The 14,273-nt window shown below is 72.3% G+C and carries 10 protein-coding genes; 8 read left to right on the top strand and 2 right to left on the bottom strand.

Annotated features, from left to right (window positions below; translation table 11 throughout):
• The first annotated feature begins 424 nt into the window (after nt 1–424).
• From AC2TDM_RS02070 to AC2TDM_RS02060, 3 genes are all read left to right on the top strand, one after another.
• Nucleotides 425–880, top strand: coding sequence for a TlpA family protein disulfide reductase (locus tag AC2TDM_RS02070; protein ID WP_308439478.1), 456 nt, complete (start codon nt 425–427; stop codon nt 878–880).
• Entirely contained in the window at nt 877–1,650 is a 774-nt protein-coding gene (locus AC2TDM_RS02065) for a cytochrome c biogenesis CcdA family protein (protein WP_090033035.1), read from the top strand. Before AC2TDM_RS02070 ends, AC2TDM_RS02065 begins: the two co-directional genes overlap by 4 nt.
• A gap of 426 nt (nt 1,651–2,076) precedes the next feature.
• Nucleotides 2,077–3,876: a bifunctional copper resistance protein CopD/cytochrome c oxidase assembly protein gene (locus AC2TDM_RS02060; RefSeq protein ID WP_484635681.1), complete on the top strand. Its 1,800-nt coding sequence runs from the start codon at nt 2,077–2,079 to the stop codon at nt 3,874–3,876.
• Between the two features lie 207 nt (nt 3,877–4,083).
• Here the strand turns inward: AC2TDM_RS02060 and AC2TDM_RS02055 are convergent, their stop codons facing one another.
• Both AC2TDM_RS02055 and AC2TDM_RS02050 read right to left on the bottom strand, forming a co-directional pair.
• Entirely contained in the window at nt 4,084–5,040 is a 957-nt protein-coding gene (locus AC2TDM_RS02055; protein ID WP_175499494.1) for a M56 family metallopeptidase, read from the bottom strand.
• Between the two features lie 42 nt (nt 5,041–5,082).
• Nucleotides 5,083–5,472 (bottom strand): BlaI/MecI/CopY family transcriptional regulator, encoded by a 390-nt coding sequence (locus tag AC2TDM_RS02050; protein WP_090033032.1) that lies wholly within the window; start codon nt 5,470–5,472, stop codon nt 5,083–5,085.
• Between the two features lie 133 nt (nt 5,473–5,605).
• Here AC2TDM_RS02050 and AC2TDM_RS02045 point away from each other — a divergent pair, with 133 nt between their 5' ends.
• The 5 genes from AC2TDM_RS02045 to AC2TDM_RS02025 all read left to right on the top strand — a co-directional run bounded on the left by AC2TDM_RS02045 (nt 5,606) and on the right by AC2TDM_RS02025 (nt 14,079).
• Nucleotides 5,606–7,129, top strand: coding sequence for a cytochrome ubiquinol oxidase subunit I (locus AC2TDM_RS02045; protein ID WP_090033031.1), 1,524 nt, complete (start codon nt 5,606–5,608; stop codon nt 7,127–7,129).
• A gap of 60 nt (nt 7,130–7,189) precedes the next feature.
• Complete coding sequence (cydB, locus tag AC2TDM_RS02040; protein WP_090033029.1) at nt 7,190–8,209, top strand: cytochrome d ubiquinol oxidase subunit II; 1,020 nt, start codon at nt 7,190–7,192, stop codon at nt 8,207–8,209.
• A complete protein-coding gene (gene cydD, locus AC2TDM_RS02035) occupies nt 8,206–11,676 on the top strand; it encodes a thiol reductant ABC exporter subunit CydD (RefSeq protein ID WP_090033027.1) in 3,471 nt (1,156 codons plus the stop codon). The genes cydB and cydD overlap by 4 nt, the downstream gene beginning before the upstream one ends.
• Nucleotides 11,677–12,293: 617 nt before the next feature.
• Nucleotides 12,294–13,541, top strand: coding sequence for an IS256 family transposase (locus AC2TDM_RS02030; RefSeq protein ID WP_203709006.1), 1,248 nt, complete (start codon nt 12,294–12,296; stop codon nt 13,539–13,541).
• A gap of 94 nt (nt 13,542–13,635) precedes the next feature.
• Complete coding sequence (locus AC2TDM_RS02025; protein ID WP_484635680.1) at nt 13,636–14,079, top strand: protein-tyrosine phosphatase family protein; 444 nt, start codon at nt 13,636–13,638, stop codon at nt 14,077–14,079.
• The last annotated feature ends 194 nt before the right edge of the window (nt 14,080–14,273 follow it).

The raw sequence follows: 14,273 nt of genomic DNA, 5'->3' as shown, positions 1-14,273 counted from the left end.
CACGGACACCACGTCGGTCCCCGACGGTCGGACACGGGCCAACCGGCGGCGACGAGCCTCAGCGAGCACTGACAGCGGCTGCGAGATAGCTGGGCCGATCGACGAGACTGGTAGCGCCACGTCGTCGGGTGCCGTCTGCGGCTCGAGGGGCCACGGGGGATCAGAGCCTGATCGCCGCTATCCTCCCACGGTGGCGATGACGACGACGGACCCTCGTGCCGCCTTCAGCCGTCCGGGCACCTCCGGCGCGAGGACGGCTCACGGTGAGCCGTCGGCGGCCGTCCATCCTGGTCGGCGCTCGGGCCATGCCGCCCTTGCCGGTGCGGTCCTCGCCCTCGCGCTCGGCGCCTGCACCGCGTCCTCGCCCGACGACGGGCGCACGGCAACCGGTGCGCAGGCGGGGTACATCTCAGGTGACGGGTCCGTGGCGACGTGGGAGCCCGACGGCCGAGGCGACCCCGTCCGCCTGCAGGGACAGGACTTCGCGGGCAACCCCGTGGACACCGGCCCATGGGTGGGAGACGTCGTCGTGGTCAACACCTGGTACGCCGCCTGTCCGCCCTGCCGGGTGGAAGCCCCGGACCTTGCGGCAGCGGCAACGGACTACGCCGCCGACGGCGTCCGCTTCCTCGGTATCAACGGCACCGACGACGCCGGCGCCGCGCAGCCCTTCGAGCGCACCTTCGACATCCCTTACCCGAGCATCGCCGACACCGACGGCACCGCGATCGCCGCCCTACAGGGGCGGGTACCGGTCGAAGCCGTGCCGACGACGGTCGTGCTGGATCGCCAGGGACGGGTGAGCGGACGCATCCTGGGGGTGGCGGACCCGACGATCCTGCGCGACCTGATCGACGACGTCCTGGACGAGCCCGCATGACGTCCAGCTTCTGGGACGGCCTTGCCAACGCCTTCCAGACCACGGCGTTCGCAGGACCCATGCTGCTCGCGGTACCGGTGGCGGTCGTGGCGGGTCTCGTCTCCTTCGCCTCACCGTGCGTCATCCCGCTGCTGCCCGGCTACTTCGCGTTCATCTCGGGTATGACCGGCGCCCACACAGGCCCTCGCGCCAAGACGATGCTGCTGGCCGGGGTCGCTCTCTTCGTGCTCGGCTTCTCCGCCGTGTTCGTCCTCCTCGGGGTTGCGTTCGGATCCCTCGGCCTCGCGCTGCGACCTTGGCAAGACGTGATCACACCTGTGCTGGGGATCGCGGTGGTGATCATGGGTCTGTCGTTTTTGGGCTGGATCCCCAGCTTGCAGCGGGAGCGTCGCTTCCACGTCGTCGCGCGGGGCCGAGGGCTGTGGGGAGCACCCGTGCTCGGCATCGCGTTCGGGCTGGGATGGGCACCGTGCATCGGGCCCACCCTGGCGACCGTTCTCTCGCTGTCGCTGGACCAGGCCAGCGCGCCGCGCGGTGCCGTGCTGGCCGCTGCCTACGCCACCGGTCTAGGGATCCCCTTCCTGCTGATCGCGCTACTCGCGCACCGGTCAACCGCGGCCGTCACGTTCCTTCGCGTCCACCGGGTCGCCGTCATGCGCCTGGGCGGAGCGCTACTCGTACTGATCGGCCTCGCCCTGGTCACCGGCATGTGGGGTCGATGGACGCAGAGTCTGCAGTCCCTCATCGGCGGCTTCGTGACGGTCATATGAGCCGAGCGATCCGGCATGTCAGCCCCCGAGAGCACGGCGGCGGTAGCTCGCCCACGCCGTGCCATCCCGTACACGAACGGTCGTGCTGTGACGTCTGAACGCTCCTCGGCGGGCCCCGCACCCTTGCAATCACCAGCACGCCGGCCGGCAGGCGCTGCCCTAGTAGCAGTCGCTGCGGCCATCAGCCTCCTTGTCGTCGGGGCGGCCGTGGCGGCGTCCGGCGGGGCTCGTCCGCCTGCACTGGGTGATCCGGGCGCGCTGACGCGATGGGGACTGCCGCTGGTCTCGACTCTGACCAACTTGGCAGCAGCAACCACCCTGGGGCCGCTCGTGCTGGCCTGCACCGTGCTGCCCCTGCTACCTGCACCAGCCGCGCCTCGAACCTCGTCCCAGCCGCCAGCCGCGTCAGACGTCCGCGGTGCGGCCATGCCCCGTGTGCTGAACATCGCCGCGGTCGCGGCTGCCGCATGGACGGTCCTGGCCCTGGCGAGGCTGATCCTGGCGTGCGCCAGCGTCAGTGGACAACCGCCGGCTACGGCAGGATTCGGCTCCGAGCTGCAGCTTTACGCCACCCAGGTCGAACTGGGGCGCACTCAGCTCTCCGTGGTCATCCTGGTCTCCCTCGTCAGCGTCCTGGTGCTGCTGGTTCGCACGCCCGCAGGAGCAGCGGTACTGGCAGCGGTGGCCGTCGTCGCCCTGTGGCAGGAGTCGCAGACCGGACACGCCGCCGGCGCCGCCAACCACGAGCTCGCCACCTCCTCCATGGTCATGCATCAGGTCGCGGCAGCCATCTGGGTCGGTGGGCTGCTGGCGCTACCCCTGCTACGTGCGCATCTGGGCGGCGACCTGGCGCCCGTCGTCGCCCGCTACTCGACGATCGCCGGCTGGTGTCTGCCCGCCGTTGCAGTCTCAGGCGTCGTCAACGGCGCCCTGCGCACCGGCTGGGGAGGGCTGACCACCGAATGGGGCGCGCTTCTCATCGCCAAGGCGCTCCTGCTGCTGTTCCTGGGCGTTCTAGGGCTCATGCACCGACGTCGCGTTGTGCGTCACCTCGCCGACGGTGCACCGGGCCGAGGGCTGCTGTGGCGGCTCGTGAGCGTCGAGCTCATGGTCATGGGAGCCGTCTCTGGTGTGGCCGTCGCGTTGTCCTCCACACCACCGCCGGAGCAGGAGAGCGCTTCGGAGAGCCTCACGCCGGCCGAGATCCTGACCGGCTCACCGCTGCCGCCCGAGCCCACCGCGATGAGTTGGCTCAGCGAGTGGCGGTGGGACCTGCTGACGGCTGCCGCTGCGACGGTCGGAGCAGTGATGTACGTCCGGTGGGTCCGACGACTGCACCGACGTGGAGACCGCTGGCCCGTGCTGCGAACGGTGTCGTTCCTGGCGGCGATGGCCGTCTTCGTCTGGGCCACCTCTGGTGGACCAGCCACCTACGGCCGGGTCCTCTTCAGCGCTCACATGCTGGCCCACATGGTGCTGGTCATGGTCGTGCCGATCCTGGTCGCCCTGTCCGCACCGGTCACGCTCGCGCTGCGAGCCCTTCCCTCTCGCGCCAGTACACACCGGGCGGACCGTTCCCGTGGGCCGCGTGAATGGCTACTGGTCATGGTGCACAGCCGGCTCGGTCGCATCCTTGCTCACCCCCTGTTCGCTGCGGTCAACTTCTCAGGGTCGATGGTGCTCTTCTACTACACCGACGCCTTCGGTTGGGCGCTACGCAGTCACGTCGGACACCTGGCGATGGTGCTGCACTTCTCCGTCGCAGGATATCTGTTCGTCAATGCGATGATCGGCCTGGATCCGGGCCCGACGCGGCTGGGATATCCGCAGAGACTCCTCCTGCTGTTCGTCACGATGGCCTTCCATGCATTCTTCGGCGTCTCGCTCCTGCAGTCCACCGCGCTGCTCCAAGCGGACTGGTTCGGTGCGATGGGACGACCGTGGGGACCATCAGCGATAGAAGACCAACAAGCTGGCGCGGCCATCACCTGGGGCATCGGGGAGCTCCCGACCCTGGCTTTGGCCGTCGGCCTGGTCTACGGCTGGGCACGCGACGACGACCGCGCCGCCCGTCGCCGTGACCGCCACGTCGAACGCGACGGGGACCTGGAGCTTGAGGAGTACAACCGCATGCTCGCCGAGCTGCCACGTACAGCAGCTGAAGCGCCGGCAGAGACTGACGGCGCACCGCCGGCGCAAGGCAGGGCGTCTCGGCAAGCGCCGTGACGTCATCTCGATTATCGGCTCACACGGGGCATAACTTGCAAGGCCATGGGGTCTTGGTGATGAGCATCAACCGAGAGCGTGAAGGATCTACGATCGGCGCGCGCACGTACGACACAGCACTTCGCGCACATGCTCCTCTCGCGGAGACTCCGATCGAGCGGGGCGAAGCGACAACCCCGGCACGGTGCCGACGGTGCGAGGACTGCTTCAAGAGCCGGGAAGCGGCGGCAGCGACGGCAGCGCCTGGGCCAGCCAGGGTGCGACGACGAACGCGGTGGGCAGCACGAGGACGGCCACCGCCAGGCCCAGGACGGCCGCGCGCAGAGCACGCTCGGCCGTGGCCGGTCGCTGCAGCCGCCCGACCCGGCGGCGGCGGTCGCCCTGGGGGGTGCGGACCTGGCGGCGGGCCGCGCGCCCGGCAGGGCCCAGGTCCTGCGCACCCAGGTCACCGTCGGTGCTCATCGCGGCCAGCGCTGAGGCCAGTGGCGCCGGGCCGCAGCGGGCCCGGGCTGCGTCGTCGGCCACCATCTCCAGCAGCAGGGCCACCGACTCCAGCGGGATACGGCTGCGCAGCGACCTCGGGACGGCCTGGTACGCAGCGGTGAAGGACTCCAGCACGAGGTCGTGGCGCGCCCGCAGGTGCGCCTGCTCGTGAGCCAGGACCGCCTGGACCTGCTCGGCCGACAGCGCCTGCAGCGCGGCGCCGCTAAGGACGACGCGCGGTGCCCGCCCGGGCAGGCAGTAGGCCAGCGGCAGGGGACCGTCGAGCACCCGCAGCGGTGCGCCGCCCGGATGCTGCAGACCATCCGTCTCGGCGCGGCCCAGCAGGTCCACCAGGTTCGCGTGCCGCGCCCGCCGCCGTCGTGAGCGCAGCAGCACCCCGGCGGTGGACCACACGAGCCGGGTGACGATGAGGCCGGCGACGGCCAGGGCGCCTACGAGCACCCACGCCTCGACGTCGGGCCCGGTGTCCAGTGCCCGCACGAGCTCCTCGGGGGCCACGAGCACGACCCCGACCGCCGAGAGCACCGACGCCAGGGTCACGGCTTGCCACAGCACGACGGCCGGCCCGGGCGCTCGATCGGTCCACCGGGCCCGGGCGAGCATCTCGGGCACCAGCAGGGACAGCGCCAGCCCGAGCCCACCGAGCAGCAGCGTCGTCACGGGGGCGGAGGAGAGGTCAGGCAGGGGCCGCGGGCGGCCGGCTCAGGACCCGGAGCCGGCGCGCTCCAGCGCCGCGCGCAGGGCGGCGGCGCCCTCGGGTCCGACCCTGCCGACGAAGTGCACGAGGGCCGCATCGCGCGCGGGCCCGTCGGGGGTGGCGCCCAGCGCGTCCAGCATGAGCGCGGCCGTCATCTCTTCGCGGGTCTGCACCGGCGCGTAGCGGTAGGCGCGGTCGGCGCGCTCCTGACGCACGACGCCCTTCTTGGCCAGTCGGTCCAGCACCGTCATCACGGTCGTGTACGCCAGGGACCGCGCGCCGGACAGCTGCTCGTGCACCTGTCGGACGGTCAGGGGCGCGCCGGCGTCCCACAGATGCGCCATGACCTCACGCTCAAGGTCGCCCAGTCCGCTGCCCGCCACAGCGCCCAGCATAGCCAGGTCAACACCTTCCTACGACAGGCGACGTACTTCCACCTTCGTACTACATACCTCGTACGACGCGGCGTAGTATGGCTGCGACAGGCACCGGCCGGTCGCTGGCGTGCACAGGAAAAGGTGGGTGGGCGTGGACCTTTCTGTCCTGGACATCACGCGGCTGCAGTTTGCGGTCGTGACGATCTACCACTACCTGTTCGTACCGCTGTCGATAGCGCTGGCGGCAGCCACGGCCGGTCTGCACACCGCGTGGCACCGCACGGGCCGCGACTGCTACCGCCGGCTGACGCTGCTAGTCGGCAAGCTGCTGCTGGTGACCTTCGCCGTCGGTGTGGTCACCGGTCTGGTGCAGGAGCTGCAGTTCGGTCTGGGGTGGAGCTCGTTCGCCCGCGCCTACGGCGACGTCTTCGGGCCCGTGCTGGCCGTCGAAGGCATGCTCGCATTCTTCCTCGAGGCGACCTTCTTGGGCCTGTGGTACTTCGGCTGGGGCAGGCTGCCGCGGCGGCTGCACCTAGCAACGATCTGGGTGGTCGCCATCGGGACGCTGATCTCGGCCTTCGTTATCCTCGCGGCGAATGCGTTCATGCAGAACCCCGTCGCCTACCGCTGGGACGAGCAGGTGGGCCGCGCGCGCCTGACAAGCTTTCCTGAGCTGATGCTCAACCCGGTCAACCTGGCCGCCTTCCCGCACACGATCGCCGGGGCGGTGATGCTCGGCGGTGCGCTGCTGTTGGCCGTGGGTGCCTGGCGCCGCTGGGTGCACGTGCCGACGGCCTCGGGGCTGGGCGAGCCAGGGGAACCCGAAAGCCGCGACGACCACGAGCAGGGGCTGGCCTTCGGCACGCTGGCGCGGGTCGGGGCATGGTCGACGCTTGTGGGCGGGACCCTCGTGGCCCTGACTGGGGACGTGCTGGGCAAGGTGATGACCCAGGTCCAACCCATGAAGATGGCGGCCGCGGAGGCGCTGTACACGACCACGGCCGGGGCGCCATTCTCAATCTTCGCCGTCGGGCGTCCCGGGGGAGAAGAGCCCTTCTTCAGCCTGGACGTGCCCTACCTGCTCTCGGTCCTGGCAGTAGGCGATCCGACCGCCACGGTGGCCGGTATCGACGACCTGCAGGCGCAGTACGCCGAACAGTTCGGTGCCGGCGATTACGTGCCCGTGGTGTGGATGGCGTACTGGTCCTTCCGGGCCATGATCGGCATCGGGATGCTCGCGACCGCCGTGGCCGCGGCCTACCTGTGGGCCACGCGCCGTGGCCGTGAGCTGCCGGTCGGTCGTCTCGGTGTGCGGCGGGCGCTGCGACTGCTGCCGCTGCTACCCGCCCTGCCCGCCGCGGCCGGCACCTTCGGCTGGGTTTTCACCGAGACCGCGCGTCAGCCCTGGCTGGCGTTCGGCTTGACCCGTACCGAGGACGGCCTATCCGCGGGCCTGACCGCCGGGGAGGCGCTGGCGGCCCTGGGGACCTTCGCCCTCGCCTACGGCGTCATCGCGGTCGTATGGACCCGCCTGGTGCTGCACATCATCCGCCAGGACCTGGACGCCGAGGCCCTGGCCGCGGGCGAGCGGGGCGAGGAGAACCCCACTGACCAGCCCGACGAGCGCACCGGCGGCCGCACCCCGCAGGACGCCGACCTGGTCACCACCTACTGACCTGACCTGCACCGCTACCTCAGGGGTCGCCGCCCCTGGACCATCTCCGGGGAGTCCGCCGTGGACCTCGTCACCATCTGGTTCGCCCTCGTCGTGCTGTGCTGGGTGCTGTTCTTCGTCCTGGAGGGCTTCGACTTCGGCGTCGGCGCGCTGTCACCGCTGCTGGGACGCAACGACCACGAGCGCTCCGCCGCGCTGCGCACCATCGGGCCCTTCTGGGACGGCAACGAGGTTTGGTTCGTCGCCGCCATCGGGGTCACCTTCGCCGCCTTCCCCGACTGGTACGCAGCCCTGCTGTCAGGCCTGTTCCTGCCCTTCGTGGCCGTGCTGGTGCTGCTCGCCGGCCGCGGGGTCGCACTGGAGTTCCGCGGCAAGCACTCCGGAGCGGCCTGGCGGCGCCGGTGCGACGCGTGGCTGGCAGCAACCTCGCTCGGCGTGGTCGCCCTGCTCGGGGCGCTGCTGACCGTCTTCGTCCGCGGGCTCGCCCTGGGCACGGACGGCGAGGTGCACTCGAGTCCGGGCGTGGGCGCCGGGCTCCTGCGCACCCTGGAGCCGCTGGCGACCTGGCAGGCACTGGCCGGTGCCGTGGCCGCGGTGACCCTGGCGGTGCTGCTGGGCTCGACCTTTCTGGGCCTGCGCACCACCGGGCCGCTGCGACGTCGGGCCCGGCGCGTGACCGTCGCCACGGCCTCCACGGGCGCCGCTGCCCTTGCGGGCGCCGCCGGCATCAGCGCCCTCACCGGGTACGGCACCGCCTCGCTGTGGGGCGGCGCGGCCCTGGTACTTCTCCTCGTCGTCGCCGCGGCCGCGGCCCACCGCGAGGCGCTGGCCTTCGTCGCGGGGGCCGCGGTGGTCGCCGCGGCGGTGGTGGCCGCCCTGACTGCCGGTGGCGAGGTGGTGCTAGCCAGCACGCTAGACCCGGCCTGGTCGCTGACCCGTGAGTCCGCCGCCGCCTCGAGCACGGCGCTGGAGGTCATCAGCTGGGCCGGCGTCGTGGTCTTGCCCGGCGTCGTGGCCTACCAGGCCTTCTCCTACTGGGTGCTGCGCCAGCGGGTGACCAGCGAACGGGTACCCACGTGAGCGCCGACCCTCGCCGTGGCCCGCTGGATCCCCGGCTGCTGCGCCGCGCGCCCTCCGCCCGGCCCTGGGTGGCCGCCGTCGTGCTGGTCTCCGGCGCCCAGGCGCTGGTCACCGTCCTGGTCGCCGGCATCCTGGCCGCCCTGGTGACCGCCCTGGTCGCCCTCGAGGACCCCGCCCGTGCGGGGGCACTGCCGATGCCCGGCGCGGGCGTCGGGACCTGGCTCGGGCTGCTCGGGGCCGCCCTCGGCCTGCGGGCCGCCCTGGCCTGGGGCGAGCGGGTGCTCACCACCCGCGCCGGATCCGCAGCCGTCGACGACGTGCGCCGCGCTGCCCTTGCCGCCGCACTGCGCCGGGGCCCCGCGTGGATCGCCGCGTACGGACCCGCCCGGCTGGGCGCCCTGCTCAGCAGCGGCCTGGACGCGCTGCGGCCCTGGTTCGACGGCTACCTGCCCTCCCTCGTCATCGCCGGTGTCGTTCCACCCCTGGTCGTGGCCGCGATGCTCCTGGTCGACCCCGCCTCGGGCATCATCGTCCTGCTCACCCTGCCCCTCGTACCGGTCTTCGCCGCGCTCGTCGGCTGGGCCACCGCCGAGCGAGCCCGCCAGCGCTGGGTCACCACCCGGCGCCTGACCGCCCACTTCCTCGACGTCGTCGCAGGCCTGCCCACGCTGCGCCTGTACGGGCGTGCCCAACGCCAGGTCGACGTCGTCGCGCAGATGACCCGGGCCCAGGCCACCGAGACGGCCCGCGTGCTGCGGCTGGCGTTCCTGTCCTCAACCGCGCTGGACTTGGTGGGCACCCTGTCGGTCGGCCTCGTCGCCGTCGAGGCCGGCCTGCGCGTGGCCGCCGGCACCCTGGACCTGCTGCCTGCGCTCCTGCTCATCCTGCTCGCCCCCGAGGCCTACCGGCCCCTGCGCGAGGTCGGTGCCCGCTTCCACGCCGCCGCCGACGCCACGGCCGTGGTCGAGGAGGTCGAAAACCTCCTCGCCGTCCCCGACGCCCGCGACACCGCCAGGCTCCGACCTGGCACCCCCGCCTGGGGCCCCGCCAGGGCAAGCGCCCTAGACGTGCGAGTACGCCACCCCGGTACCGAGGTCGACGCCCTTCACCTGCCGCACTTGTCCGTCACCGCCGGGGAGCTCGTCGCCCTGCAGGGTCCCTCCGGCGCGGGGAAGACCACGGCGCTGCGCGTGCTCGCCGGCATCCAACCGGGCGCCACCGGCGCCGTGGAGGTAGTCGGCGGAGGAGCCACCGGCGGTCGTGACGGCCTCGTCTACGTGCCCCAGCGCCCGACGCTGCCGCACGCCCGCACAGTCGCCGACGCCCTGGACGTGCTCGCGGGCGACGACGAGCGCTGGGCCGCCCTGGCCGACGTCGGGCTCGCCGACGAGATCGCCGCCCTACCGCTGGCCCTGGCGACCCCGCTCGGCGAAGGAGGCGCCGGGCTCTCCTCCGGCCAGCGCCAACGACTGGCGCTGGCCCGCGCCCTGGCCTTGGTGGCCCACCACCCTCGTCTGCTGCTCCTGGACGAGCCCACCGCCCACCTCGACGCCGCCGCCGAGCAGCTGGTCATCGCCCGCCTTCGCCAGGCAGCCGCACGCGGCAGCGCTGTCCTGGTCGTCTCCCATCGACGGGCCCTGCTCGCCGCGGCCGACCGCACCCTCGAGGTCCACCCGCCCCAGCCCCTCATCCCCGCACCCGTCCGCCCCGGTCGCGCCGCAGCGACTGCATCTGCCGGGCCACCAGATCACGGCGTGCGCATGGCGTCCGATGAGGACAGACCCCAAGCCCTCCCACCGGCTGAGGCAGCCTGGTCACGACAGCTGTTGCGGCGGGCCTCCCGGTCGGCGCCGGTCGCTGTGACCCTGGGCGCCACCTCCTGGCTGGCCGGGCTGCTGCTGACGGCGGCGGCCACCTGGCTGCTCGTGCGCGCCTCGGCGATCCCACCGGTGCTGACCCTGTCGACCGCCGTCGTGCTGGTCCGCGGGTCCGCCGTGGCCCGTCCCCTGCTGCGCTACCTCGAGCGGCTGGTCTCCCACGAGGTCGCCTTCGACAGGCTGGGGCGCTGGCGCTCCCAGGTGTACGCGGAACTCGTGCCCCGCGTGCCCGGACCCGGCCCGTTGCGCCGCGGGGCCCTGCTGACCCGGGTCGTCGACGACGTCGACGCCCGCGTCGACGGGCTCCTGCGTGGGCAGCTGCCCGCCCTGTCCGCACTCCTCGCGCTGCTCGTGGCGGCGGGCGCAGCCACAGCCGCCCTACCCCTCTCTGGCGCGGCGGTCGCCGCGGGGCTGCTCGTCGCAGGAGTGCTGGCCCCCCTCATCGGCGCGCGCGAAGCCGTACGCCGCGAGGCCGCCGTCGCCGGCGCGCGCGACCAGGTCATCGACGCCCTCACCGAGACACTCGACGGCGCCGAGGAGCTCGCGGCCCGCGGCGTCGAGGAGGCCCTGCGCCTGCCCGACCGTCGCAGCGCCGCCCTCGCTGTCGCCGAGGCCCGCAGTGCGTGGTGGTGCGGCGCCGCGACCGCGCTCGGCCACGTCGGCGTGGCCGTCGCCGTCTTAGGAGCCGCCGCCGCGGCCGCCTACTCCAGGGCGCTGGGCCCCGAGGCGGCAGCCGTCCTCGTGCTCGTCGCGCTGGCGCTCACCGAGCCCGCACAAACCCTCGTCGACGCCGCCGTCGCCCGTCAGCGCGCGGCCGCAGCGCGGACCCGCCTTCGCGAACTCGCGACCGCCCCGGTCGTCGCCGGCGAGCCCGTGGCGCCACGCCCCCTGCCGGTCTCCTCGCAGCTGACGGTCCGCGGCCTGGTCGCCGGATGGGACCCGGCCCGCCCACCTGCACTCCACGGCCTAGACCTGAAGGTCGACGAGGGGGAGAAGGTTGCACTCCTGGGGCCCTCCGGCTCGGGCAAGTCGACCCTCGTGGCCGTCATCGCGCGCCTGCTCGACCCCGCCGGCGGCCACGTGCTGCTCGGCGGCATCGACATCCGCGAGCTCGCCGGCGCCGATGTCCGACGCCGCGTGGCCGTCGTCGGCGACCACGGCGACCACCTGTTCGACTCCACCCTCCGGGAGAACCTTCGCCTGGCGGCCCCGGATGCCGACGACGCCCGGCTCGTCGCCGTCCTCGAACGGGTGCGCCTGGGACCGTGGCTCGCCGGCCTGCCCGCCGGTCTCTCCACGCGGCTCGGGGACGGCACCATCTCCGGCGGCGAACGTCGCCGCCTGGCAGCCGCGCGCGCGCTGCTGGTCAACCCCACGCTGCTCGTCCTCGACGAACCGACCGAAGGCCTCGACGAACCCACCGCCGAAGCCCTCGTCGCCGATCTGCTCGACGCCGCCTCCCACCTCGGTGTCCTACTACTGACTCACCGCAGCGAAGGCCTGGACAAGGTCGACGCCGTGCACCGACTTCCTGCAGCCCACACCCGCACCCCACCAGGCCCTCCGCTGCCTGCACACGCATCCGTCTAGAGCGACGCCGGGACGGTTTCGGGGTGTGAGGGCAGCGTCCGCTGCCTCCGCAGCGCGGCTCGACGCGCTCACCTGCGGCCACCCTGCCGCCCGAGCCCGCGGCGATGAGCTGACTTCGAGGGTTGGCGGTGGGACCTGCTGACTGCAGCTGCTGCCGCGGTCGGAGCAGTGATACGTACGGTGGGTCCAACGACTACGCCAATGTCCCGGACCCAGGGCCGCGCGACGACAAGCAACCTGCACGACCCCTGAGCCGGTTTCGGTCTGCGCGAGTTGGCGGGTGCTGCAAGCGCCGGCGGAGGAGCTCGGGCAGTACGTCTGCGGAGAGATGCATCACGCTTGGGCCACAATGCCGGCGCCGCACGCCGCTCCGCGAGAGCCGCAGACGACTGGTAGCGAGCGGTATCAAGGCGGGCGGTATCAGGGCGCGCCAAGGGTGCGCGCGACCAGCGGCTGAGCGAGCGCCTCACGGGCGCACGCGCTGACCGCGCGGCAAGTTGAGTCCAGCAGAGTGGTGTACCGGTAGCCCGGTGGGCGCGTCGTCGTAGACGAGGACGCGGTCACCGCGTGACCCTTCGAGTGAACCTCTCACAGCACTCTCGAAGTGGAGCAACACGATGACCGCACCGACGAGTATCGACCCTGCCCGGTTCTTGCACGAGCACCTGGAGCAGGCTTCCCCAGATCTGATGCGTCACCTGCTGAGCACGTTCATCGACGTGCTGCTCTCGGCGGATGCCGACGCGGTGTGCGGCGCCGAGTGGGGCCAGCGCAGCCAGGACCGGGTCAACCGCCGCAACGGGTACCGGCACCGGGACCTGGACACCCGGGTCGGGACGATCGAGGTGGCGGTGCCCAAGCTGCGCACCGGGTCCTACTTCCCCGAGTGGTTGCTGGACCGGCGGCGCCGGGCGGAGAAGGCTCTGATCAGCGTCGTGGCGACGTGCTACCTGCTGGGCGTCTCGACGCGCCGCATGGACAAGCTCGTGCAGTCCCTGGGCATCACCGGGCTGTCCCGCTCGCAGGTCAGCGAGATGTCCAAGGACCTGGACGCGCAGGTCACGGCGTTCCGGGACCGGCCCCTGGACGCCGGCCCGTACACGTTCGTGGCTGCGGATGCGTTGACGATGAAGGTCCGCGAGGACGGGCGGGTCGTCAACGCGGTGGTGCTGGTCGCCACCGGGGTCAACAACGACGGGCACCGCGAGGTCCTGGGCGTGCAGGTCACCACCTCCGAGACCGCTCCGGCGTGGTTGACGTTCTTCCAAGGCCTGGTCGCCCGCGGCCTGAGCGGGGTCAAGCTGGTGACCTCCGACGCCCACGCCGGGCTGGTCGCCGCGATCGGGGCCACCTTGCCCGCAGCGTCCTGGCAGCGGTGCCGCACCCACTACGCAGCGAACCTGATGGGCGCATGCCCGAAGAGCTCGTGGCCAGCAGTCAAGGCGATGCTGCACTCGGTCTACGACCAGCCCGACAAGGACCAGGTCAACGCCCAGTTCGACAAGCTGCTCGACGCCGTCGCCGACAAGCTCCCGCAGGTCCATGAGCACCTGGACGCCGCACGCGCCGACGTGCTGGCGTTCACCGCGTTCCCCAAGGAGATCTGGCGCCAGATCTGGTCCAACAACCCCAACGAGCGGCTCAACCGCGAGATCCGCCGCCGCACCGACGTCGTCGGCATCTTCCCCGACCGCAACGCCGTCACCCGGCTCGTCGGCGCCGTCCTAGCCGAACAGCACGACGAATGGGCCGAAGGCCGCCGCTACTTCGCCCTCGACGTCCTGGCCAAGGCCCGCCTCCAGGCCCTCCCCGACCCGAACCCGCAGATCAACACCACCGACAACACCCTGGCCCTGACCGCCTGAACAACACCAGGATCACGCCGAACCGCTACACCACTACCCAGGACTTGACCGTCGACGCCGTCCCCACACAGCCCGTCGTGTCTACGGTGCTGCCGTGAGCCGGACGTGGGAACGGGACGCCCCGGGCGTGCTCCGCCTGCCCAGCGGACGGCTGGTGCGAGGACGAGGGCTGCGCGCTGCCCCGCCGCCGTGGGCTGCGCCCGAAGCAGGCCTGTATCTACTGGCGAGGCGACCCGCGCCCGTGCCATGGCCGTCCCGGTGGGTGCGCTGGCCCGACTTCTGGCTGCCCGGTGATCATGTGGCCGCAGGCGAGGCGCTGCACTGGGCGTGGCAAGCAGCCGAGGGTCACCGAGTGGAGGTCGCCTGCGGGGGTGGGGTGGGACGGACCGGCACCGCCCTAGCGTGCCTCGCCGTGATGGACGGGCTACCGGCGCGGGCGGCCATCGCCTACGTGCGGACGGGCTACCACCGGCGGGCGGTTGAGACGCCGTGGCAGCGGCGCTACATCGAGCACTTCGCCAAGACGGGTGACGGGTGACTTTGCCGGTGCTGCCCCGATCGCGCCGTCGGCTGTGGTCTTGGCGTTCAGGTGGCGGGGCCTTGTCGGTGTTCTGTGGCGGTCGGGTCAGCTGGCGCCGACAACCAGGGGGTGATCGCGGGTCTACCGCGAGATCTGCCAGCGCGGCCACGCGATGGCAACACCGGCGCGGCTATCCACCATGCCTCTCCTCG

It is taken from the genome of Cellulomonas sp. plas2 (genome assembly GCF_057221735.1).
The sequence above is the reverse complement of the archived record's forward strand: the minus strand, read 5'-3'. Positions and strand labels throughout refer to the sequence as shown.

Bases quoted from the DNA above. Each gene is read 5' to 3' on its own strand.
- AC2TDM_RS02065 (WP_090033035.1), top strand. From the start codon at position 877: ATGACGTCCAGCTTCTGGGACGGCCTTGCCAACGCCTTCCAGACCACG.
- AC2TDM_RS02060 (WP_484635681.1), top strand. From the start codon at position 2,077: ATGCCCCGTGTGCTGAACATCGCCGCGGTCGCGGCTGCCGCATGGACG.
- AC2TDM_RS02050 (WP_090033032.1), bottom strand. From the start codon at position 5,472: ATGCTGGGCGCTGTGGCGGGCAGCGGACTGGGCGACCTTGAGCGTGAG.
- AC2TDM_RS02030 (WP_203709006.1), top strand. From the start codon at position 12,294: ATGACCGCACCGACGAGTATCGACCCTGCCCGGTTCTTGCACGAGCAC.